This window comes from Agrobacterium sp. 10T429 (assembly GCF_056393925.1).
The window spans coordinates 357,424-380,157 of record NZ_JBFTGV010000004.1; the positions used below are offsets into that span (position 1 = coordinate 357,424).

The following is a 22,734-nucleotide window of genomic DNA, read 5'->3' on the forward strand; positions in this document are numbered from 1 at the left end:
ACTGTCAAACTTTGGAGCCTCATGATGAATATCGTTGCCAAGAATATCCCGCTTGTCGTCACAACCGGGCCGCATCCCGCCTCCACGAAAATCCACAAAACCGGAATTTTGCATCCGCATATTCGCGTGCCGATGCGCGAAATCGCCGTCCACCCGACGGCGGGAGAACCGCCGGTCACGGTCTATGATTCCTCAGGCCCCTATACCGATCCATTGCATAACGTTCTGATCGAAAAGGGTCTGCCGCGCCTGCGTCACGACTGGGTTGTAGCGCGCGGCGATGTCGCGGCTTACGACGGTCGGCACGTCAAACCGGAGGATAACGGCTTTGCCACTGGCGAGCGCCTGACGCCTGAATTTGCCGTGCGCCACCAGCCGCTGAGGGCCACGGAAGGAAAAGCCGTAACGCAGCTTGCCTATGCGCGGGCAGGCATCATCACGCCAGAAATGGAGTTCATCGCCATCCGCGAAAATCTGGGGCGCGAAGCGTCGAAGGAGAATCTGGCTCGTGATGGGGAGAGTTTCGGTGCGCAGATACCTGATTATGTGACGCCGGAGTTCGTCCGTCAGGAAGTCGCATCGGGTCGCGCCATCATCCCGGCCAACATCAATCACCCCGAGCTTGAGCCGATGATCATCGGCCGTAATTTTCTGGTCAAGATCAACGCCAATATCGGCAATTCCGCCGTCACCTCCTCCATGGCCGAAGAGGTGGAGAAGATGGTCTGGGCGATCCGCTGGGGTGCCGATACCGTCATGGACCTTTCGACCGGGCGCAACATCCACAACATCCGCGAATGGATCATCCGCAATTCGCCGGTACCGATCGGCACGGTGCCGCTTTACCAGGCGCTGGAGAAGGTCAACGGCATTGCCGAGGACCTGAACTGGGAAGTGTTCCGCGATACGTTGATCGAACAGGCGGAGCAAGGCGTGGATTATTTCACCATCCATGCCGGTGTTCGGCTGCATTACATTCCGCTTACCGTCAACCGTGTCACCGGTATCGTCTCACGCGGCGGGTCGATTATGGCCAAGTGGTGTTTGCATCATCACAAGGAAAGCTTCCTCTACGAGCATTTCGACGAGATCTGCGACATCTGCCGTGCCTATGATGTTTCCTTCTCGCTGGGTGACGGGTTGCGGCCCGGTTCGATTGCCGACGCCAACGACGCCGCGCAATTTGCCGAGCTGGAGACGCTCGGTGAGTTGACACAGATCGCATGGGCGAAGGATTGCCAGGTCATGATCGAGGGCCCCGGCCATGTGCCGATGCACAAGATCAAGGAGAACATGGACAAGCAGTTGAAGACCTGCGGTGAGGCGCCGTTTTATACGCTTGGGCCGCTAACGACCGATATCGCCCCCGGTTACGACCACATCACTTCCGGCATCGGGGCAGCGATGATCGGCTGGTTTGGCACGGCGATGCTCTGCTATGTCACGCCGAAGGAACATCTCGGTCTGCCTGATCGTAACGACGTGAAGGTCGGTGTCATCACCTACAAGATCGCGGCTCACGCGGCCGATCTCGCCAAGGGCCATCCGGCAGCACAGGTGCGGGACGATGCGCTGTCGCGTGCAAGGTTCGAGTTCCGTTGGGAAGACCAGTTCAACCTGTCGCTGGATCCGGACACGGCGCGCTCCTTCCATGACGAGACCCTGCCGAAGGAGGCGCACAAGGTCGCGCATTTCTGCTCCATGTGCGGGCCGAAATTCTGCTCGATGCGGATTTCCCACGACATCCGCGCCGAGGCGCAGAAGGAAGGGCTGGAGGCCATGGCCGCGCGCTTCAAGGAAGGTGGCGAGCTTTACATGCCGCTCGCGACCCCGGCAGACGGCCAGTAGCATGCGTGTTCTTGTTAAGGGAACGGGGGTCGCCGGTCTGACGGCGGCCTTCGAACTGGCGCGGCGCGGCGCAACCGTGGAGGTTTCAGAGCGCAATGCTGAAGCCTCGCGCGGCGCATCCTTTTATGCGGGCGGAATGCTGGCGCCCTGGTGCGAGCGTGAAAGTGCGGACGAGGCGATACTAACGCTCGGCCAGGCGGCTCTCGACTGGTGGGATGAGGCGACCCCCGGCCTTGTCATCAGACACGGCACGCTGGTCGTCGCGCCCGCCCGCGACAAAGCCGAGCTTTCGCGTTTCGCATGCAGAACAACTGGATACCAGTGGGTGGATGAGGGTGAAATCGCCGCTCTGGAGCCTGACCTTGCCGGGCGGTTTCGCTCCGGGCTTTATTTCACGGGCGAGGGGCATCTCGATCCGCGCCTTGCGCTCAAATCGCTGCATACGCGGCTTTGCGGCTTGGGCGTGCGGTTTCATATGGGTATTCCGGTGGATGAGCAGCCGTTCGATCGGGTGGTGGATTGCACCGGCGCTGCGGCGGTGGGCGAGATTGCCAATCTTCGCGGCGTGCGGGGAGAAATGCTCTATCTCGCCACGTCAGAGGTTTCCCTGTCGCGCGCCGTCCGGCTCTTACATCCGCGCATTCCGCTTTATATTGTGCCGCGTGAGCCGGGTCGCTTCATGGTGGGGGCGACGATGATCGAGACAGAGGATGCCGGAGCCATTTCAGCGCGCTCGATGATGGAGTTTCTGAACGCCGCCTATGCCGTACATCCGGCCTTCGGCGAAGCGGAAATCATCGAGACCGGAACGGGCGTGCGCCCCGCCTATCCCAACAATCTGCCGAAAGTTAAGCAGGACGGCCGGACCGTCTTCATCAACGGCGCCCACCGGCATGGCTTCCTGCTGTCGCCGGCGATGGCGCGGCAGGCGGCTGAAATCGTCTGCCAAGATATCTCTGGAAAGGAACAGGATCATGAAACTTCTGGTGAATGGCGACGAGCTTGATCTCGCCACCGAGACGCTGGCCGGGTTACTCACCAGCCTCGATTATGAAGGCGAGTGGCTGGCGACGGCGGTCAATGGCGATCTGGTGCATTCGGAAGAGCGCGCCGATTATCGATTGAAGGCGTTCGACCGTGTCGAAATCCTCTCGCCGATGCAGGGAGGTTGAGGCCATGCTGACGCTTTATGGCCGTGAGGTCTCGTCGCGCCTCCTGCTCGGCACGGCGCGTTATCCGTCTCCCGCCGTGCTTGCCGATGCAGTGCGGGCCAGCAACACGGATATTCTGACGATTTCGCTGCGTCGGGAAACGGCAGGCGGCAAGAAGGGTGGCCAGTTTTTCGAGCTGATCCGCGAGCTGGATCGTTACATTCTGCCCAATACGGCTGGCTGCCATACCGTGAAGGAAGCGGTGCTGACGGCGAAGATGGCGCGTGAGGTTTTTCACACCAACTGGATCAAGCTGGAGGTCATCGGCCATCACGACACCTTGCAGCCTGATGTCTTTGCGCTCGTCGAAGCGGCGAAAATTCTCTGCGACGATGGTTTCGAAGTCTTTCCGTATACGACTGATGATCTTGTCGTGGCGGAAAAGCTCCTGGATGCGGGTTGCAAGGTGCTGATGCCCTGGTGCGCGCCGATCGGCAGCGCCATGGGGCCGCTTAATCTGATGGCGCTGAAATCCATGCGGGCGCGTTTTCCGGATGTGCCGCTGATCGTCGATGCCGGTATCGGCCGGCCGTCACATGCGGTGACGGTGATGGAGCTTGGTTACGATGCCGTTCTGCTCAACACGGCGGTCGCGGGGGCGGGTGACCCGGTCGGCATGGCGCAAGCTTTCGCCCGCGCCATTGAGGCAGGGCATCAGGCTTTTGTGGCGGGGCCGCTGGAGCCGAGAGATATGGCCATTCCCTCGACACCGGTGATTGGCACGGCGGTATTTTCCTGATTCACCTTTTGCGTTGACAGTGCCCCGTGGCGGCGGGATACCGGGAGAAAAGGGGAACGGCATGGCGGCACGCAATAATCTTCTGACGGATATCAATGGGATTTTGGTCGGCAATGTCACCGATCTTGCACTCGGCTCCGGCGTCACCGCAATCGTTTTCGAAAAACCCGTAATCGCCTCCGGTTCGGTTCTTGGCGGGGCGCCCGGTGGTCGTGATACCGGCCTGCTGGACCCGGCGATGACGGTGGAAACCGTGGATGCCTTCGTACTTTCAGGCGGTTCGGCCTTCGGGCTGGATGCGGCGGGTGGTGTTCAGGCCGGTCTGCGCGAGATCGGCCGTGGCCTGCAAGTCGGTTCCACCCGTGTTCCCATTGTGCCGCAGGCGATCCTCATGGATCTGCTGAATGGTGGCAACAAGGAGTGGGGGCTGCATTCGCCCTATCGCGAGATGGGCTATGCGGCTTTCAGGGCGGCGCGTGCGGAGCCCTTCGGGCTTGGAACAGTCGGCGCGGGAACGGGGGCGACCACCGCCACCCTCAAGGGCGGTCTTGGTTCGGCAAGCGCTGTCAGTTCCGGCGGTTACAAGGTGGCGGCCATCGTCGCCGTCAATGCGCTTGGCTCGGCAACCGTTGGCACCAGCCGCCATTTCTGGTCTGCGCCTTTTGAAGAGCAGGGCGAGTTCGGCGACTGCGGTTTTCCTGATCGTTTCGAACCGGATCATACCGCGCTTCGTCTCAAGGGCGTCAACCTCACCGCGACGACCATCGGCGCCGTGGTCACCGATGCCGTCCTTACCAAAGCGCAGACGCACCGCCTTTCCATCATGGCGCATGACGGGCTGGCGCGCGCCGTGCTGCCCGCCCATCTGCCGAGCGACGGCGACACCATGTTTTCGGCTGCGACCGGTGAGAAGCCGCTTGAGGGCGGCGCTCATTTCGCGGAACTCTGCCATCTCGCTACCATCGTTATGGCGCGCGCGGTGGCGCGCGGTGTTTACGAGGCGACGGCTCTGCCGCAGCACGGTGCGCAGAAAGCCTATCGCGATCTTCATGGCCGGGGTTTCTAGCCGATGAGCAATATACATCAGCCACTGAAGCCCGTTCTCCGCATCGATTTTCCGCCCGGAGATCGTCTCGGCCACGGTAAGATCGAGTTGATGGCGCTGATTGTCGAGACCGGCTCAATATCGGCCGCCGGGCGAGCGATGGACATGTCCTACCGTCGTGCATGGCTGCTTGTGGATGCGCTGAACCATATGTTCAGGCAGCCGGTGATCGAATCCCAGCGGGGCGGCAAGCAGGGTGGTGGAGCGGCGCTGACGGCATTCGGTGCCGAATTGCTTGAACGGTATCGCAGCATGGAAAAGCGGATGAACGAGGCCCTGCGCAAGGATATCGACTGGCTTGAGGCCAACCGCAATCCGGATGCCGCCATCACTAATACGGATCGAGAGCCGCCGACTTTATGATCGCATGTACCGGTTTCCCGGGTTCCAGCTGGAGACGTTCGCGCGACAGATCGGTGATGCGCGACTGGATAATATCGCCGCCGCAATCCACCTGAACGGTTACCATGCCATCTTCGCTGGCGGAGATACCGGCAATATGGCCTTCGAGGATGTTAAGTGCGCTCAGGCCTTCGGGTTTTGCCGTGGCAAGCATGACGTCACGCGCTGGTATCAGCACGCGTGCCGGGGTGCGGGGTGTTCCTCCTTTTGCTGGAACCTGCAGGAGCGACGAGCAGAGCCTTACGGCAGCAAGCCCGTGCGTTTCATCGAAGCTTTCGATGTGTCCCGAAAGGATGCTGCCTGCTTCTCGTCGCTCAAGATGTGCGCTGAAATCCGACCGTGACAGCACGTCGGCCGCTTTTCCCTGTGCCTCCACCTTGCCGTCCTTCATAACAACTATGCGGTCGGCAAGGCGGGCGACTTCCTGGATGGAGTGGCTGACATAGACGATCGGGATTTTCGTTTCGTCGCGCAGCCGTTCCAGATAAGGGATGATCTCGGCCTTTCGTTCCTCGTCCAGTGAGGCGAGAGGTTCGTCCATCAACAGTAGTCTGGGCGATGACAGGAGTGCGCGGCCGATGGCGACCCGTTGTTTTTCACCGCCGGAAAGCTTGTTCGGACGACGCTGGAGAAGATGGCCGATGCCAAGCATGTCGATAATGCGGTTTTCATTCGCCCGCTCAGATTTTTCCGTAGCGAACCATTTGCCGTAGTTCAGGTTCTGGGCAACGCTGAGATGAGGAAACAGCCGCGCGTCCTGAAAAACATAACCAAAATGGCGCCTGTGCGCCGGCAGGAACAGGCGCTTTCCGCTATCGGCCAGCACTTCGCCATCGAGCGATACCTGACCACTATCTGGCCGCAGCAGACCTGCGATGATGCGGATCATCGACGTTTTACCGGAGCCGGAGCGTCCGAAAAGCGCCGTGACGCCGCCATCAGAGGTGAATGACGCGTTGAGTTCGAAGGAGCCGAGGCGGTGGCGGGTGGAGACAGAAAGCGTCATTCCATGCTCACCCGTTTGCCGATGATGCGGGCCAGAAACTCGGAGACGAGCAAGGCCGACAGGGAAATCACGACGGAAACGATGGTCAGCCGCAATGCGCCTGCATCGCCGCCCGGAACCTGCGTGAAAGTGTAGATGGCAGCGGACAGCGTCTGGGTTTCGCCGGGAATATTGGAAACGAAGGTGATGGTCGCCCCGAATTCGCCCATTGCCTTGGCGAAAGCGAGTATCATGCCCGCGATGATGCCGGGCAGGATCAGGGGAAGCGTGACGGTGAGGAACACCCACAGGGGGCTTGCACCCAGGGTTCCGGCCGCCTCTTCCAGCTTGCTGTCCACCGCTTCGATAGAGAGGCGGATGGAGCGCACCATCAGCGGAAACGCCATGACGGCGCATGCGAGCGCCGCCCCCGTCCAGCGAAAGGAAAAGACGATGCCGAACCAGCTGTCTAGAAACTGGCCGATAGCGCCCCTGCGGCCGAAGAGGACGAGCAGCAGAAAGCCGGTGACGACGGGCGGTAGAATGAGCGGCAGGTGGACGATGCCGTTGAGCAGCGACTTGCCCCAGAAGCGCCCGCGCGCCAGCGCGACGGCAACCGCAATGCCGAAGGGCAGGCTGGCGAACATGGCGATGGAGGACACCCACAGGCTGAGCCTGATCGCCGTCCATTCTTCAGGGCTGAGTGTCCACCAATGCAAAGCCATATCCTACAATCGTCATCTCTCGCGGTCCCATACGGGATCGGGCCGCGAGACGCAGTTTATTTCAAAACGGTAAAGCCTTGCTTTTCGAAGAAGGGCGTAGCTTTGGCGGACTTCAGGAAATCCAGATAGGATTTTGCCGCCGGAGATTTTGCTTCCGAGAGAATGGTGACGGGGTAGATGATCGGCGGATGGCTGTCTTCCGGGAAGGTGCCGACGATCTTCACGCCCGGATCGGCGGCCGCATCGGTCTGGTAGACGATGCCATAGGGCGCTTCGCCGCGCGACACGAGCAGCAGCGCTGCGCGCACGCTTTCCGCGCCGGCGACTTTCTTTTCCACGGATGACCAGACGCCGAGTTTTTCCAGCGCAGCCTTGCCGTATTTACCCGCCGGAACGGAATCGACCGCGCCCATGGCCAGTCGGCCATCGCCCACCAGTCCGGCGAGATCGAAGTCCTTTTTGATATCGACCGGCTTGGCCTTGTCGGCCGGGGCGACGAGAACGATGCGGTTGCCAACAAGATTGGAGCGGCTTTCGACGTCGATCAGCTTCTTTTCGGCAACATAATCCATCCAGGCGAGGTCGGCGGAAATGAAGATATCCGCCGGTGCACCCTGCTCGATCTGTTTGGCGAGTGCGGAGCTTGCGGCGTAGGACACGGTCGCTTCATTGCCGCTTTCCTTCGCCCATTCGGCATTGATCGCATCAAGTGCGTTTTTCATGCTCGCGGCAGCAAACACCGTGACTTTTTCGGCGGCATGGGCGGGAACCACCGCAAAGGATGCCGCCACCCAGAAGGATGTTGCTGCGGCGATGGTTTTGAAGAAGGTGCGTCGTAAGAGTCTCATGGTGTGTTCCCCCGGCTCGAGATATCCTGATGAATATATCGATAGGCCTATAGGGCAATCATTATATTTTCAAGAATATATCGATGCCGTTTAAAAAAGCCGCCACGACCGGCGGCTTTCGGCCTGTTGATCAGAAGCGTTCACCGGCGAAATGAGCGATCTGTGCGCCCGCCTCGTAATAGGCTTCCTTCACTGCCCGGAAGGACTGCGCTTTTGGTTCGTTCACGGGAAGAGGCAGGTCGTTTTCGGCGATATCACCGAGAATATGTTGCGCAATCACCTTGCCGAAGGCAGTACCGGGCGCGATGCCGCGGCCATTATAACCGGAAAAACCGACGACATTTTCCGCGAATTTATGGAAACGCGGCACGGCATTGTCCGTCATGCCGATCTGGCCGTACCATTCGCATTCGAATTCCGTCTCTCCCAGTTGCGGGAAAAGCCGCTTCAGCGATCGTTTGGCCCATGCCCGGTGAATGGCGGCACCCGTGCTGCGCAAGGCGCCGACGCTGCCGAAGACCAGCCGACCCGCTTTGTCCATGCGGAACGAGGAGAGGATTTCCTTTGTATCCCAGCAACCTTCTCGGTTCGGCAGGATACTCTTTTGCAGATTGTCGCTAAGCGGTCTGGTCGCGAAGTTGAAGTAGGGCAGGTAGGTCTGTTCGTCGCGGACGATCTGCCACGGCCCGGTGCTGTAGGCTTCGGTGGCGACCACGATCCAGTTGGCGGTCACCGATCCCTGCGGTGTTTTTACCACCCATTTTCCGCCGCTGTGTTCGGTCGACACGACGGGGCTGGCGGTGTGCAGCCGTGCTCCTGCCTTTTGCGCGGTGGCAGCCAGACCACGAACATAGGCAAGCGGCTGAAGCGTGCCGGCGCGCGTATCGAAAAGTGCGCCGGAATAGGCGGTGCTGCCGGTGTGTCTTGCCGTTTCATCGGCATCGAGAAGGCGGACGGGAGCGCCCCTGGCTGCCCATTGTTCGCAGCGCTCGCGAATTTCGGCGAGCCCTTTTTCACCGACGGCGCAATGCAATGTGCCATTCTTTTCGATCTCGCAGGGAATCGCGTGTTTTTCCACCAATTCGCGCACCAGCAACGGCGCGTCACCCAGAAGGCTGAGAAGCCGTTCCCCGTAGGTTTCGCCCAGCACGCCGGGCAACTCCCTCGGCATGACCCACATGCCGCCGTTGATGAGACCGACATTGCGGCCGGCGCCGCCGAAGCCGATTTCCCTGGCTTCGAGAAGAACGACATCCATGCCCTTTTCAGCAAGATGAAGGGCGGCGGATTGTCCGGTGAAGCCGCCACCGACAATCACCACATCGGCAACCGCCTCGCCTTGCAGAGCAGGCGTTGCGGGCGGCTGCGGCGCGGTCTTTTCCCAGAGGCCGTGCGAGCGGGGATCATTATACATCGTTCCACCATTTTCCGGGCGAGTTCATTTGTTTTCCGTATGAGTGACAAGCCCTTGTTTATGAGACTTTACAAGCGGCCTCACCTGTTGAATATCGACATATCGTCAAGAGTTCATTCCGTGAGGGAATATGGTTCTGCCGCCTCGGCGCTTCTTACCGTCGCTTTCACTTCTTGCGGCCTTTGAAGCCGCCTCGCGCACCGGCAGCGTGACCGCGGCTGCGAGAGAACTCGGGCTTACTCAAGGCGCGGTCAGCCGGCAGATCCTCGCGCTTGAGGAGCAACTTGGCGTGGCGCTGTTTCTGCGCGAGCGGCAGACAATCCGGCTCACCCGGGCGGGGGAGGGTTATGCGCGGGAAATCCGGGAGGCCCTGCGGCGAATATCGACCGCGTCGCTCAATCTGCGCGCCAATCCAGATGGCGGCACGCTCAATCTCGGTGTTCTGCCAAGCTTTGGTACGCGCTGGCTGGTGCCGCGTCTTCCCGATTTCATTGCCCGACATCCGGGCGTTTCGGTCAATCTTCTTACGCGTTCGTCGCTGTTCGATTTCCGTACCGATACAGTCGATGCGGCGATTCATTTTGGTTTGCCGCATTGGCCGGGTACCGAACTCGTTTTTCTGATGCATGAAACAGTCATTCCGGTGTGCAGTCCCGCTTTCAGGGAGCGCTACGGGCTTTCACAGCCGGGCGATCTGCTGCATGTGCCGCTGCTGCACATGACGACCCGGCCGGATGCCTGGGAACAATGGTTTCGCAGCCATGATGTGGTTTTCGACAATGTGCATGGCATGCTTTTCGATCAGTTCACGACGATTGCCGAGGCGGCGAGCGCCGGGGTGGGGGCATCGCTCATTCCGTCCTTCATGATCGAGGAAGAGTTGCGAAGTGGCCGGCTTGTCGCGGCGGTTACCGGCGAGGTGGAGAGCGAAGAGGCCTATTATCTCGCCTGCATGCCGGATCGCGCCGGTTACGCTCCGCTTGAAAGTTTTCGAAGCTGGATCGTTTCTCAGGCCGCGATCGGGGCTGGTAGCAGCGGATGAGACTTTTCTGCCTAAACCGGCAGGCGGTCTTGCAAGACCGGCGTGGCTAAGCCAATAGTGCGCCATGACGCATGGCGAAGAGCCACGCACCACAAGTTCCAATACGGGAGATGTCCGTGAAGCCCATTTTTGTCCAGCTTCAATGCGAGCCCGGCAAGACCTATGATGTCGCCGATGCCATCTATAAAACGGAGCTGGTTTCCGAGCTTTATTCCACCAGCGGCGAATATGATCTGATGCTGAAGATCTATCTTCCGCAGGAAGAGGATATCGGCAAGTTCATCAACCAGAACATCGTCAATATTCCAGGCATCGTCCGCTCGTTGACGACGCTGACCTTTACCGCGTTCTGACGCGCGTCTGGGCGGCGAGAGAGTCTTTTCAGCCCCAGGATCTGGGCTGGCTGGATTCCTGCGACAAGCACAGAAACGAGGAGCGGTGGGAGCTCAAGGAGCGCGTGGCTTTTGCACTCCAATCCGGATTTGAAAAAGCTATTTCACCTTAGTGCAGGGCGTATTGATACACCCCGTCGTGGTTTATGACAGACCAGTGGACGAATTGTCAGGCAATAGAAAAGCGCGCCATCGACCCGGTATTCTGGATCCGATATTGGGCGCGCTTTGGTTTTGAAAGGTCCGTGAGCGGGTGATGGGTTTCCCGCATCAGGCCGCGGCCAGGTTCCGGCTGCGCACGAGATTGCGAATTGCAATCCGCACATCGTCGGCGCTGTCGAACTTCTGTTCGTCCAGGTCATGGACGTGGAACTTCACCGCGATGAACTTCAGCCGGTCGTTGTCCGGTATGACGATGCCGACGGGTTCGCCAGCGAATTCAATAACTTGCTTTTGCATAGGTATACTCCCGCTGTGGCTCATTAACACAGCATGTTGTCGAACTGATTTTCAGAAAATTGAGACCGTCAGGTCACATTCGACAGCAGCGGGAACACGTGGATTTAAATCCAGCATTCCAGGACTCAAGACCAAGGATTGCGTTGATGCGAATATATTTTGACATGACACACTCCCTGTATTGGTGTTGATCCGGAATCAGGAGACTCGCTCTCCAGTTCCACACTGATAATCCAGACCACCATTAAAATCAATGCTGATTGTTATAGGTAGAATATTTTTCTTTATGATGACAGGAGGGGGGCGGAAATGTGAAATTTTTGTTTTCGTTCGACGCCGCTTTGAAAAGCCCGACACGGCGGGCTTTTTATGCTTTTTTTTAATCGTCGCCGGATGCAGGCGGCGGGTAAATATGATCGTTTCCGTTGAAGTCCGAGACGGAGTAGCAGCCATCGCGGGTTTTTTCGGCCGCATTCGGGCCGATCGTGGCCTTGCCGTGACCGCCCGGAATGTCGAGAACGTAGGTCGGCTGGCAAAGACCGGAGACATGCCCGCGCAACGCGGAAACGATTCGCTGACCTTCTTCTATCGTCAGCCGGAAATGGCTGGTGCCGGGCGCAAGGTCGGGGTGGTGCAGGTAATAGGGCTTGATACGGTTCTCGACAAAGGCGCGCATCAGTTCGGCGAGAATTGCCGAATCATCGTTGATGCCCTTCAAAAGTACGGTCTGGCTGACCATGGCGATGCCGGCATCGATCAGCCGCGCGCAAGCACTTCTGGCTGCTTGCCCAAGTTCGCGTGCGTGGTTGGCGTGCAGGGCCACATAGGTGGTTTTGCCGCTGGCCTTCAATGCCTCGATCAGCGGCCCGTCGATTCGTTCGGGATCGACGACCGGTACACGGGTGTGGAAGCGAACGATCTTGACGTGCGGTACGTCTTTCAGCCGCGTCATCAGGTCGGATAATCGCCGCGCCGAGAGTACCAGCGGATCGCCGCCGGTGAGGATGACCTCCCAGATGGCCGGGTTGGCTTTTATATAGTCGAATGCGGCGTCCAGCTCTTCCGGGCTCATCATGCCGTTGCCCTGCGGCCCGACCATTTCGCGGCGGAAACAGAAACGGCAATAGACGGGGCAGACATGCACCGCCTTCAAAAGCACCCGGTCCGGATAACGGTGGACGATGCCATGGACGGGACTATGTGCACCGTCGCCGATCGGATCGTCCCGTTCTTCGGGAAGGTGGACGAGTTCGGCTAGGTCCGGCACGAATTGCCGCGCGATGGGGTCCTGCGGATCGCGGCTGTCCATCAGATCGGCCATTGTCGATGTGATGGCTAACGCGTAACGCTGCGTCACCGCGCGCACGTCCTCGAGCGCCTCGGTCTTGATCAACCCCGCCTCAACAAGTGCTTCGGGTGTCTTGATGGTTTCAAGCCTTGTCATCGTCCGTATTCCGCGACGGGTGCCCACATGACCAGATCGATTCGGGGCGCGCCGGTTGCCAGCATCACCAGTCGGTCGAAACCGAGTGCTATGCCGCTTGCCGGCGGCATGATCGCCAGCGCCGCCAGAAAATCCTCGTCCAAAGGATAGGTCTCGCCGTAAACCCGCTGCTTCTCAACCATCTCCATTTCGAAACGCCGTCTCTGCTCAGCAGCGTCTGTCAATTCGCCAAAGGCATTGGCAAGTTCCACGCCACACGCATAAAGCTCGAACCGTTCCGCCACCCGCGCATCCCCGGGCGATTTGCGGGCAAGCGCAGCCTCGCTTGTGGGGTATTCATCGAGAATGGTGGCGCGGCCGAAGCCCAGTTCGGGTTCCACCCGCTCCACGATAACGCGGCTGAACATATCCGCCCAGGTGTCGTCCTTAGCCACACGAATTCCGGCATTGGTGAGGCTTGCGGCAAGGTGCTGGCTATCCGTCTCGCCGTTTCGGTCAATCGTCGCCAGAAGATCAATTCCCGCATAGCGATCGAAGGCTTCCGCGACGCTCAGACGTTCCGGTTCGAGGAACGGATCGACGCTGCGGCCACGATAGGTGAAATTGTTTGTTTTGGCGGTTTCTGCCGCCAGCGCCAGAAGATTGGCGCTGTCCTTCATCAGGATCTCGTAGGTTTCTCCGACCCTATACCATTCCAGCATCGTGAATTCTGGGTGGTGCAGGGGGCCTCTTTCCCGGTTTCGATAAACATGGGCGAAACAGAAAATGCGTTCTTCACCGGCCGCGAGCAATTTCTTGCAGGCGAATTCGGGCGAGGTGTGGAGATAAAGCGGGGCGGCGTCGCCGGCCGGCGTCAGTCCCTGGGTGGCGAAGGCATGCAGATGTGCCTCGTTGCCAGGAGAAATCTGCAATGTGGCGGTGTCGACCTCTAGAAAGTCCGCGCGCGCGAAATAGCTGCGAAATTCCGACTGGATCGCGTTGCGTCCAAGCAGAAAGGCGCGGCGGTCAGCATGGACGTCGGGCGTCCACCAGGGCGACATTGTTTCGTTGCTTGAGCCCATCTCTTTTTTCTTTTCCGTCTTACCTGCTGGCCTCGTTACGGATAAACGGCCCGCAAAACGCCTGATCGCATCATTTAAAGCAATTCCGGGCGGAAAACCGCTAGGCACTCTTCCGCGAATTGCTGTAGAAGGCTGGCAATTCGCGCGGATTTAAGGTAGTTGCGCCCCAGAAAAAAGACAAAACGTCTGCCGGGCCGGTGCTATCGCGCAGTCCTTTACGACGCATTTCATCGAGTTACAAGGAAGTCATATGGTCAAGGTTATCGCCTCATCCGTCCGCAAGGGCAATGTTCTCGACGTGGACGGCAAGCTCTACGTTGTTCTCACCGCGCAGAACTTTCACCCGGGGAAGGGCACGCCGGTCACGCAGGTTGACATGCGCCGCATCGTTGACGGCGTGAAGGTTTCCGAGCGCTGGCGCACGACCGAACAGGTCGAGCGCGCTTTCGTCGAAGACCTGAACTTCCAGTTCCTTTATGAAGACGGCGAAGGCTTTCACTTCATGAACCCGGCAAATTACGATCAGGTCGTTGTCGATGTCGAGACAATGGGCGACCAGAAGGCCTATCTGCAGGAAGGCATGACCTGCGTTCTTTCCATTCACGAAGGCAATCCGCTGGCTGTCGAACTGCCGCGCCACGTCACGCTGGAAATCGTCGAAACGGAACCGGTTGTGAAGGGCCAGACGGCTTCTTCTTCCTACAAGCCGGCAATTCTTTCCAACGGCATCCGCACCATGGTGCCGCCGCACATCGACGCCGGTATCCGCGTGGTCATCGCGACGGAAGACAATTCCTACGTCGAGCGCGCCAAGAACTGAGCCTGACGGCAGGTTAAACAAAAAGCACCGGGCGACCGGTGCTTTTTTATGTCTGGAATACAAAAAAGCCCGCGTCTCGACGCGGGCTTTTCATTTGCCTTGAGGCGTTTCTTACATGCCCTTTGCAGCGGCCACGGTTGGGCCGGCGGACTTCTTCGGGACAGGCTGGCCAACGGCATAACCGCCGCCGAGAGCCACGTTGAGCGAGACATAATCCTGCGCGGTCGTCTGGATCGCCGTTGCAAGGTTTGCCTGCGCATCGGAGACCGACCGCTGGGCATCCAGAACGTCGAGCAGAGACGACGCACCATCACGATAGCTGGCTGTCGAGAGCTGCAGCGCTTCCTGGTAGGATGAGACAGTCTTTCTCAGCGCGTCGACGGTACGCTGGTCGCGATTGATGGCGGCCAGGGCGTTTTCGACTTCTTCAACCGCGTTGAGAACGGTTGCCTTCCAGACGAGATATTGCTCGCGTGCTTGCGAGTTCGCGATGTCGACATTGGCGCGCAGTCTGCCACCATCGAGGATCGGGAGAGTGAGGCTCGGACCGAAGGACCAGCTATTGGCCGTTCCCCTGCCGCCGCCACTCAGGAAATTGTAGCTCGGGGTGATCGCGCCACCAAGCTCGATGCTTGGATAAAGCTGTGCCTCGGTTACACCGATCGTGGCGACCGCAGCGGCGAGATTGCGTTCAGCGACGCGGATGTCCGGACGGTTGCGGATCAGGTCGGCCGGGATGCCGGTGCGGGGAACTGCGCGCGCAACAGGCTGGCGTGCGCCCTTCTGCAGCTCGGCGATGAGCGACGAGGCCGGCATGCCGAGCAGGGTCGCGATGCGGTGGGCTGACTTGCGGAAGCTGGTTTCGAGGCCGGGTATCTGCGACAGCGTTGAATTGACCAGACCTTCGGACTGGACGACATCGAGACGCGAGGCCGCACCCGCTTCGAGCTGCAGCTTCGTCAGATCGAGCGTTTCGCGGCGTGAACTCAGGTTCTGGCGGGCAATCGCCAGGCGCTCCTGATAATAGCGCACGTCGATATAGGCCGCGGCGACTGAGGAAATCAGCGTCAGGCGCTGAACGTCGACGGTGGAGTACGCGGCGTCAAGCGAAGCATCGGCGCTTTCCGTTGCCCGGCGATAGCGACCGAAAAGGTCGAGGAACCAGGAAACGCTAAGGCTGCCGTTGGACACGTTGGTGACGGGAACGTCACGGTAGCTGCCCTTGGTCTCGCTGGTCGTGTGGCTGCCACTGCCAGTCAGGCTCGGCAGGCCGCCGGCGCCGTCCACGATCACCTGGGCCTGCGCCTGATTGATGCGCTCGATTGCCTGCATCACGGTGAGGTTCTGCGCAAGGCCAGTGGAGACGTAACCGTTCAGGCGGTTGTCGTTAAAGGCTGTCCACCATGCAACGCTGCTGATGTCGCCATTACTGGTTTTTCCGGCTTCCGCGAACTTTCCCGGCAATTGAATTTCCGGCGTCTTGTGGTCGGGTCCGACAACGCAGCCCGAAAGCAGTAGCATTGTCAGGGGAATAGTAGCGCGAATAGACAGCATATAATTTTCCCAATTCTCTGGTTGGCTTACCAAGCGCGGCTTGCTGACAAATGGGCTGCGCGGTCGATATGCCCTAGAAACGTGCGTTTGCCAAATCGGCCATATTTCTAGCAGCGTATTAACGGTTGGCACAGCCCATTTTTGTTTTGTTAACGCCTTGAAAGGCGACGAATGATGACGAAAAAGGACGGAACGAAGAAAATTCCGAGCAGTGTTGCAGAAAGCATACCACCCAGCACCCCGATACCGATTGCATTTTGCGCAGCGGAACCCGCTCCGGTTGCGATCGCGAGAGGCACGACGCCGAGGATGAAGGCGAGCGACGTCATGATGATCGGGCGCAGGCGCAGCTTCGCCGCCTCCAGTGCCGCCTCCACCAGACTTAACCCGTGCTCCTGCCTCTCCTTGGCGAATTCAACGATCAGGATCGCGTTTTTCGCGGCAAGGCCGATGGTCGTCAGCAGGCCCACCTTGAAGTAGACGTCGTTCGTCTGGCCGAAGAAATGGGCCGCAGTCAAAGCGCCAAGGACACCCACCGGGACAGCCAGAATGACCGAGAACGGGATCGACCAGCTTTCATAAAGGGCAGCCAGGCAAAGGAACACGATGAGAACCGACAGCGCGTACAGCATTGGCGCCTGCGAGCCGGAAAGGCGTTCCTGATAGGAGATGCCCTGCCATGCCACGGTGTAACCGCCTGGCATGCTTGCCGTCAGACGTTCCATCTCGTCCATGGCTTCGCCGGAAGCAACGCCCGCGCCGGCGGTGCCTTCGAGCGAGATCGCGCCCGTACCGTTGTAGCGTGCCAGTGACGGCGGCGCGTTGATCCACTTCACCTCGCTGAAGGAGGAGAAAGGTACCATTTCGCCGCTGGTGTTGCGGGCATACCAGAACTTCAGGTCATCCGGCTGCATGCGATAGGGTGCATCACCCTGAACATAGACCGGCTTGAGCTCACCGTTCAGGGTGAAGTCGTTGACATCCCGGCCGGCAAAGATCGTCGACAGCATCAGGTTCACGGAGGAAAGATCGACGCCCATGGCCCCCATCTTTTCCTGATCGAGAATGATCTTCATCTGCGTTTCGTTGTCCTGGCTGTCGCTTCGCAGAGAGCTGATCTTTGGATTGCTTGTTGCAAGCGCAATCAGGTCCTTGGAGGTTGCGGTCAGAGCGTCGGTGCCGTTGCGGCCGCTATCCACGAGATACATGGAGAAACCGCTCGACGTGCCCATGCCCTGAATTGCCGGCGGCAAAAGCGGGAATACCTGTGCATCGCGGAAGCCGAAGAACGTACCCATTGCCCGCTGCACAATGGCGGCGGCGTGTTGATCGGGTGCGGTTCGCTCGGAAAAGTCCTTGAGCTTGGTGAAGACGATCGCGTTGTTCTGACCCGAACCGCTGAAGCTGAATCCAAGCACGCCGAAAACCGATTCGACATTGGCTGCTTCTTTTTCACGGAAGTAGCTCTCTACCTGTTTTACCACCTCGTTGGTGCGTTCGATGTTGGAACCGGTCGGTGTCTGGATGATCGTCAGCAGCACGCCCTGATCTTCCTGTGGGAGGAAGGAGCTTGGCAGTTTGGTGAAGAACCAGGCGCAGCCGCCGACGACGATCAGGAAAAGAATCGTCACGCGCAGGGGTCGCTTCAGCAGATAACCGATCGACGAAACATAGCCGTCCGTCGTCTTGCCGAAGCCGCGGTTGAACCAGGCACCCGGTCCACGCTGCTTTTTGGTATGGTCGATGGGCTTCAGCATTGTGGCGCACAGCGCCGGCGTCAGAACGATGGCGACAACCGCCGAAAGCAGCATGGCCGAAACGATCGTGATCGAGAACTGGCGATAGATGATACCAGTCGATCCGCCAAAGAAGGCCATGGGAATAAACACGGCGGTCAGGACGAGCGCGATGCCGATGATGGCGCCGGTTATCTCGCCCATCGATTTTTCCGTCGCCTCGACCGGCGACAGGCCCTCTTCCGACATGATGCGCTCGACGTTTTCAACAACGACGATGGCGTCATCCACGAGAAGGCCGATCGCCAGAACCATGGCGAACATGGTCAGCGTGTTGATAGAATATCCGGTGACTGCGAGGATGCCGAACGTGCCGAGGAGCACGACGGGCACGGCGATCATCGGAATGAAGGTGGCGCGCAGGTTTTGCAGGAAGACCAGCAGCACGACGAAGACGAGAATGATCGCCTCGATCAGCGTATGCACCACTTTCTCGATCGACAGCTTCACGAAGGGTGTCGTGTCGTAGGGATATTCGATCGAGACGCCTGCAGGCAGCGAGCCCTCAACGGCGGTAAGTGCGGACTTGACACGTGCTGCAGTATCGAGCGCGTTGGCGCCCGTGGCGAGGTTGACCGCGAAACCGGCGGAAGGACGGCCGTTCGAGCGGGAATCACCGCCATAGGTTTCCTGGCCGATTTCGATGCGGGCCACGTCGCTCAGGCGAACGGTTGCGCCGTCCTTCTCAACCTTCAAGATGACCGATTCGAAATCGGCGACGGTGGTGAGCTGGCTCTGCGCCGTCACCGTCACATTGAGCTGCTGGCCCTGGACGGCGGGAACGGCACCGAGGGAGCCGACCGAAACCTGGGTGTTCTGGCTTTCGATGGCGCCGGTGACGTCAGCCGTGGTCAGCTGGTATTTGTTGAGCTTGAACGGATCGAGCCAGATGCGCATCGCATATTCGGAACCGAAGACGTTGATGCTGCCCACCCCTTCAAGGCGCTTGATCTGGTCTTCAACGCGCGAAGAGAACACGTCGCCGAGATCGGCCGAATTGCGCTTGCCGTCCGTCGAGATCAGCGCACCCACCATCAGAATGCTCGATGTGGAGCGGCTGACCTGAATACCGCGCTGCTGCACGGTGTCGGGCAATTGCGACTGCACGAGCTGCAGCTTGTTCTGCACCTGAACCTGCGCAATGTCAGGCAGGATGCTGTTACCGAAGGTCAGTGTCACTTCGGCGCTGCCGGTCGAGGAAGACGAGGTCATATAGGTGAGGTCGTCGAGGCCGGTCATGCCGTCCTCAATGATGGTCGTCACCGATTTTTCGACCGTCTCCGCACTAGCGCCATTATAGGTTGCGCTGACGCGGACCGTCGTCGGGGCAATATCGGGATATTGCGAGATGGAGAGCGTCACAATTGCCAGAGCGCCGCCCAGCATGATGACGATGGCGATAACCCATGCAAAAACGGGGCGCCTGATAAAGAAATGGGCCATGGCAGTCCTGCCTTACCTTTTACGAGCTTCGACCGAGGGTTTCGTGCTCATGTTTATTTCGAGGGGGCGGCGGCAGGCGGAGCTTGCTGCGGCAGAACGACGATACCGCGATCGTCGATGGTCACTTCCACGGGCGCGACCGTCGCGCCGTCGGCAATCCACTGGAAACCGTCAACGATGAGCTTGTCGCCATCCTTGACGTTTTCCGTCACCAGCCAGGCATTGCCCGACTGCTGGCTGGACGGGAAGGTGCGCGTTTCCACCTTGTTTTCCGCGGTGACAAATTTTGCGGTCAGTTCGCCATTGGCGTTCCGGCTTGCTGCGCGCTGCGGGATGCGGAAACCCGTTTCCTTACCGATAGTCAGCGTTGCGCGAACATAGGTGCCGGGAAGCAGAAGATCGTCCGGGTTATCGAAGAGAGCACGGATGGAGAAGGTGCCCGTGGTTTCGCTCACCGCCATGTCCGACATGTCGATCTTGCCGTCATGCTTGTATTCGGTGCCGTCTTCCAGCGTCAGGTGAATGCCGGTTTCCTTGGTATCGCCGCCGAGCTGGCCCGACGAGATCGCCTTTTTCAGACGCAGAAGATTGATGCTGGATTCCATCAGATCGATGTAGATAGGATCGATGCGGCGCAGCGTCGTCAAAGCCGTCGTCTGGTTTGCCGTCACCACGTTGCCGATGCTGAAAGCGGTAGCGCTGGTGATGCCATCGAAAGGCGCGCGGACCTTGGTGAGATCGAGATTGATCTCAGCCGTTTCCAGCGCAGCCTTGGTCTGGGCCACGTCGGCTTCGGCCTGAAGCAGCGTCACCTTGGCGTTTTCATATTCGATCTGCGTTGCGCCGCTGTTGACCAGCCGCTCGTAGCGGGCAAGGTTCGCCTGGGCGCTCGGAACGCTTGCTTCGGCTTTCGCCACGCTTGCCTTGGCCTGTGCCACTTCTGCCAGATAGGTGTTGTCTTCAATCTGGTAGAGAATGTCACCCTGCTTGACCTCGCTGCCTTCCTTGAAGGGAATGTCGCGGATGATGCCAGTGACGCGCGGGCGGATTTCCGCCGTCTGGAACGCGCTTGCGCGGCCGGGAAGAACGGTGGTCAGGGGATATTCGCTCGTCTTCATCACAATGATGCTGACCGGAGACGGGGGACGCGCGGCGCCCTGGCCGGCGGTCTGGCTGCTTTCGCCGCCATCGCTGCATCCCGCGAGAACTGCGGTCATGCACAGAGAAGCAAATAGGGGTAAAATACGTCGGCTCATTGTTCTTCCCTGCGTATCGGTCGCATTCAACTATAAGCGCAGTGTCGCTCGGCGGATGCTGGTCCGGGTGCAGGGACGATGGGTAAAGGCCCTATGGGGACCTTCTTCGTTCAATCTGCTCGGACCGCCATTCGCATAGAAGCGCAGGCTTTCACGCTTCGCAAGCAATTGCGAGAAGGTGACGTAAGTTGAGAATCGTCACTTAGCAAGCGGATTGCGCAATCCTGCCTCGATTAAATCAACCAGTTGATCGCAACGTGTTGCTAAATTGCCGATATCTTCCCGTGCGATGAGGACGGGATGGATGACGCTCGCGAGTGCGTGGAGAACGGTTTCCGCCAGAGGTGGGATGTCGGCGGGGGCGTAAATTCCCTTATCTACGCCATCGCGAATAATGTCGGCCACCAGGTTTGCTATGACGGATTTGTAATAGTCACCGCACTTCATGTCCTGCTTGGCCGTCATCAGGATCATTTCGAATATATAGGGATTGTCGTTGAGGTTCTGATGGTGTTGTTCCATCAGGGTGCGGGCGAGATGGCGCAGCCTTGAAACTGGTGCATGACTTTTATCGAGCGGGTGGATTTCCCGCTCGAATGCACCGATCTGCTCAAACCCGATGGCATCGACGAGCGCATTCTTCGAATTGAAGTTCTTGAAGACGTTCGCGGGCGACATGCCGAGTGCTGCGGCGATATCGGCAATCGCCACTGCATTGAACCCGCGCTCGCGAAAAAGTTCTTCGGCTTTGGCAAGAATGTCCCGCCGCGTCTCTTCGGCGGAACGGCGAGGCCGGCGCTTGACAGGAACGTCGTTCCTCCTGTCACCCTTTCTCGCCTGTTCGATCGTTTTGCTCAAGGTCAGACTCCGGGGAAAAATTGCTCCAGGTTCCGGCGTACTCTTGCCAGCGGCGTCTCACCGCTATCGTCGGGAACGAAGCTTTGTCCGGTGATGCGTTCGTATGCATCAATATATACCCTTGACGTCTGCAATACGAGTTCCTGCGGAATTTCCGGAACGTCGTCCTTATAGGGATCGCAGCGTTCGGCAACCCAGGCTCTCACGAAATCCTTGTCGAAGCTTGCCGGCCGTGCGCCGTTGCGGAAGCTCTCTTCATAGGTTTCAGCCATCCAGTAGCGGCTGCTGTCAGGCGTGTGGATTTCGTCGGCCAGAATGATCGTGCCGTTTTCATCGGTGCCGAATTCGTATTTCGTATCGACGAGGATGAGGCCCTGCTTTGCGGCAATCTCCTGTCCGCGTTTGAACAGTGCGAGCGCGTAACGGGAAAGCGTGTCCCATTGCTCCTGCGTCAGAAGTTTCTTCTCCACTATCTCGGCCGGCGTCAACGGCTCGTCGTGACCACCATCGAAGGCCTTGCTCGTCGGCGTGATCACCGGCTCGGGCAAGATCTGGTTGTCCTTCATCCCGTCCGGCAGGCTCATGCCGTACATCTGTCTCTGGCCTTTCTTATAAAGGGTCAGGATCGATGTGCCGGTGGTGCCGGCCAGATAACCGCGAACCACCACTTCGACCGGCAATATTTCAAGCCTCTTGCCGATGACGACATTAGGATCGGGATAGCTGACCACGTGGTTGGGGCAGATATCCTTCGTCTGCTCGAACCAGTAGCGTGCCGTCTGGGTCAATACCTGCCCCTTATAAGGAACACAGGTGAGGATGCGGTCGAATGCGCTGAGGCGATCGGTTGATATGATAATGCGGTTGCCGTCGGGCAGATCGTAATTTTCACGCACCTTGCCACGGTAGTAATTCGGCAGCTCGGGAATGACGGCTTCATCGAGAATGCGCACGGGCTCTCCAATTCTTAAGGCTATAAGGGGCGTTGGACGCCCCAGTCTGGCTGAAACTCTTATCCGTTCCTATTGCATGTTTCCCGAAACAGAACCAGTCGGCACATACAGGAGGCTCCTCTTGCCCTCCCTGGCGCTCCACCTTGAAACTATCTTTTATTTTCATACGGTTAGCAAAAATGTCAGTTTTTTGACGATAGGTGTGTTGACTTGTTTGAGGGTGATCTCTTATAAGTCCGCTCACCGAACGAGGGCGGCGGCGCTGCTGGCGACGAAGTCTTTCGTTCTAAAGAAATCATGTTGATGAGCTGACTGCTTGTTGTTTTCCAAGGGCTTTTGCTTTTGGGGTTTGATTTTGTGACTGCAATGAGCGGTCTGT

Annotated in this window: 21 protein-coding genes; 9 read left to right on the plus strand and 12 right to left on the minus strand. The window is 58.9% G+C overall.

Annotation, left to right across the window (positions count from 1 at the left end):
• Positions 1–24: 24 nt before the first annotated feature.
• The 6 genes from thiC (at position 25) to AC1DCP_RS12975 (ending at position 5,266) form a co-directional block, all read left to right on the plus strand.
• On the plus strand, positions 25–1,848 hold the full coding sequence (gene thiC / locus AC1DCP_RS12950) for a phosphomethylpyrimidine synthase ThiC (RefSeq protein ID WP_065688647.1): 1,824 nt from the start codon (positions 25–27) through the stop codon (positions 1,846–1,848).
• Position 1,849: 1 nt separating this feature from the next.
• The gene (gene thiO, locus AC1DCP_RS12955) at positions 1,850–2,854 is read left to right on the plus strand and encodes a glycine oxidase ThiO (protein WP_065688646.1); all 1,005 of its coding nucleotides are present in this window, start codon (positions 1,850–1,852) and stop codon (positions 2,852–2,854) included.
• Complete coding sequence (thiS, locus tag AC1DCP_RS12960) at positions 2,823–3,020, plus strand: sulfur carrier protein ThiS (protein ID WP_003516823.1); 198 nt, start codon at positions 2,823–2,825, stop codon at positions 3,018–3,020. The genes thiO and thiS overlap by 32 nt, the downstream gene beginning before the upstream one ends.
• A gap of 4 nt (positions 3,021–3,024) precedes the next feature.
• Positions 3,025–3,798 (plus strand): thiazole synthase, encoded by a 774-nt coding sequence (locus AC1DCP_RS12965; protein WP_065688645.1) that lies wholly within the window; start codon positions 3,025–3,027, stop codon positions 3,796–3,798.
• 61 nt (positions 3,799–3,859) lie between these two features.
• Positions 3,860–4,864 (plus strand): P1 family peptidase, encoded by a 1,005-nt coding sequence (locus AC1DCP_RS12970; protein ID WP_065688644.1) that lies wholly within the window; start codon positions 3,860–3,862, stop codon positions 4,862–4,864.
• 3 nt (positions 4,865–4,867) lie between these two features.
• The gene (locus AC1DCP_RS12975) at positions 4,868–5,266 is read left to right on the plus strand and encodes a winged helix-turn-helix domain-containing protein (RefSeq protein WP_065688643.1); all 399 of its coding nucleotides are present in this window, start codon (positions 4,868–4,870) and stop codon (positions 5,264–5,266) included.
• Here AC1DCP_RS12975 and modC read toward each other — a convergent pair.
• The 4 genes from modC to AC1DCP_RS12995 form a co-directional block, all read right to left on the minus strand.
• Complete coding sequence (gene modC / locus AC1DCP_RS12980; RefSeq protein ID WP_065688642.1) at positions 5,235–6,311, minus strand: molybdenum ABC transporter ATP-binding protein; 1,077 nt, start codon at positions 6,309–6,311, stop codon at positions 5,235–5,237. The two genes, AC1DCP_RS12975 and modC, sit on opposite strands and share 32 nt — an antisense overlap.
• A complete protein-coding gene (modB, locus tag AC1DCP_RS12985) occupies positions 6,308–7,015 on the minus strand; it encodes a molybdate ABC transporter permease subunit (RefSeq protein ID WP_065688641.1) in 708 nt (235 codons plus the stop codon). Before modB ends, modC begins: the two co-directional genes overlap by 4 nt.
• A gap of 56 nt (positions 7,016–7,071) precedes the next feature.
• Entirely contained in the window at positions 7,072–7,863 is a 792-nt protein-coding gene (modA, locus tag AC1DCP_RS12990; RefSeq protein WP_065688640.1) for a molybdate ABC transporter substrate-binding protein, read from the minus strand.
• A gap of 130 nt (positions 7,864–7,993) precedes the next feature.
• Positions 7,994–9,277: an NAD(P)/FAD-dependent oxidoreductase gene (locus tag AC1DCP_RS12995; RefSeq protein ID WP_065688639.1), complete on the minus strand. Its 1,284-nt coding sequence runs from the start codon at positions 9,275–9,277 to the stop codon at positions 7,994–7,996.
• Positions 9,278–9,407: 130 nt separating this feature from the next.
• On the opposite strand from AC1DCP_RS12995, the gene AC1DCP_RS13000 reads away from it, so the two are divergent.
• Positions 9,408–10,319 (plus strand): LysR family transcriptional regulator, encoded by a 912-nt coding sequence (locus AC1DCP_RS13000; RefSeq protein WP_013636833.1) that lies wholly within the window; start codon positions 9,408–9,410, stop codon positions 10,317–10,319.
• A gap of 116 nt (positions 10,320–10,435) precedes the next feature.
• Positions 10,436–10,672 carry an Lrp/AsnC ligand binding domain-containing protein gene (locus AC1DCP_RS13005; RefSeq protein WP_003516842.1) on the plus strand — a complete coding sequence of 79 codons (237 nt, stop codon included), beginning with the start codon at positions 10,436–10,438 and terminating at the stop codon, positions 10,670–10,672.
• Between the two features lie 309 nt (positions 10,673–10,981).
• On the opposite strand, the gene AC1DCP_RS13010 is transcribed toward AC1DCP_RS13005, so the two are convergent.
• The 3 genes from AC1DCP_RS13010 to epmA form a co-directional block, all read right to left on the minus strand.
• Positions 10,982–11,170: a hypothetical protein gene (locus AC1DCP_RS13010; RefSeq protein ID WP_003516843.1), complete on the minus strand. Its 189-nt coding sequence runs from the start codon at positions 11,168–11,170 to the stop codon at positions 10,982–10,984.
• 379 nt (positions 11,171–11,549) lie between these two features.
• A complete protein-coding gene (locus AC1DCP_RS13015; protein ID WP_038492232.1) occupies positions 11,550–12,614 on the minus strand; it encodes a lysine-2,3-aminomutase-like protein in 1,065 nt (354 codons plus the stop codon).
• Positions 12,611–13,675, minus strand: a complete 1,065-nt coding sequence (gene epmA / locus AC1DCP_RS13020) for an EF-P lysine aminoacylase EpmA (protein ID WP_025594477.1) — start codon at positions 13,673–13,675, stop codon at positions 12,611–12,613. The genes AC1DCP_RS13015 and epmA overlap by 4 nt, the downstream gene beginning before the upstream one ends.
• 250 nt (positions 13,676–13,925) lie before the next feature.
• On the opposite strand from epmA, the gene efp reads away from it, so the two are divergent.
• A complete protein-coding gene (gene efp / locus AC1DCP_RS13025; RefSeq protein WP_003516849.1) occupies positions 13,926–14,495 on the plus strand; it encodes an elongation factor P in 570 nt (189 codons plus the stop codon).
• A 111-nt stretch (positions 14,496–14,606) separates the two neighbouring features.
• Here efp and AC1DCP_RS13030 read toward each other — a convergent pair whose 3' ends face one another.
• From AC1DCP_RS13030 to AC1DCP_RS13050, 5 genes are all read right to left on the minus strand, one after another.
• Positions 14,607–16,049 carry an efflux transporter outer membrane subunit gene (locus tag AC1DCP_RS13030; protein WP_003516851.1) on the minus strand — a complete coding sequence of 481 codons (1,443 nt, stop codon included), beginning with the start codon at positions 16,047–16,049 and terminating at the stop codon, positions 14,607–14,609.
• 149 nt (positions 16,050–16,198) lie between these two features.
• Positions 16,199–19,288: an efflux RND transporter permease subunit gene (locus AC1DCP_RS13035; protein ID WP_003516853.1), complete on the minus strand. Its 3,090-nt coding sequence runs from the start codon at positions 19,286–19,288 to the stop codon at positions 16,199–16,201.
• A gap of 53 nt (positions 19,289–19,341) precedes the next feature.
• Entirely contained in the window at positions 19,342–20,544 is a 1,203-nt protein-coding gene (locus AC1DCP_RS13040; RefSeq protein ID WP_003516855.1) for an efflux RND transporter periplasmic adaptor subunit, read from the minus strand.
• A 198-nt stretch (positions 20,545–20,742) separates the two neighbouring features.
• Positions 20,743–21,402, minus strand: a complete 660-nt coding sequence (locus AC1DCP_RS13045) for a TetR/AcrR family transcriptional regulator (protein WP_019566104.1) — start codon at positions 21,400–21,402, stop codon at positions 20,743–20,745.
• Between the two features lie 2 nt (positions 21,403–21,404).
• Positions 21,405–22,355 (minus strand): phosphoribosylaminoimidazolesuccinocarboxamide synthase, encoded by a 951-nt coding sequence (locus tag AC1DCP_RS13050; protein ID WP_003516858.1) that lies wholly within the window; start codon positions 22,353–22,355, stop codon positions 21,405–21,407.
• Between the last annotated feature and the right edge of the window lie 379 nt (positions 22,356–22,734).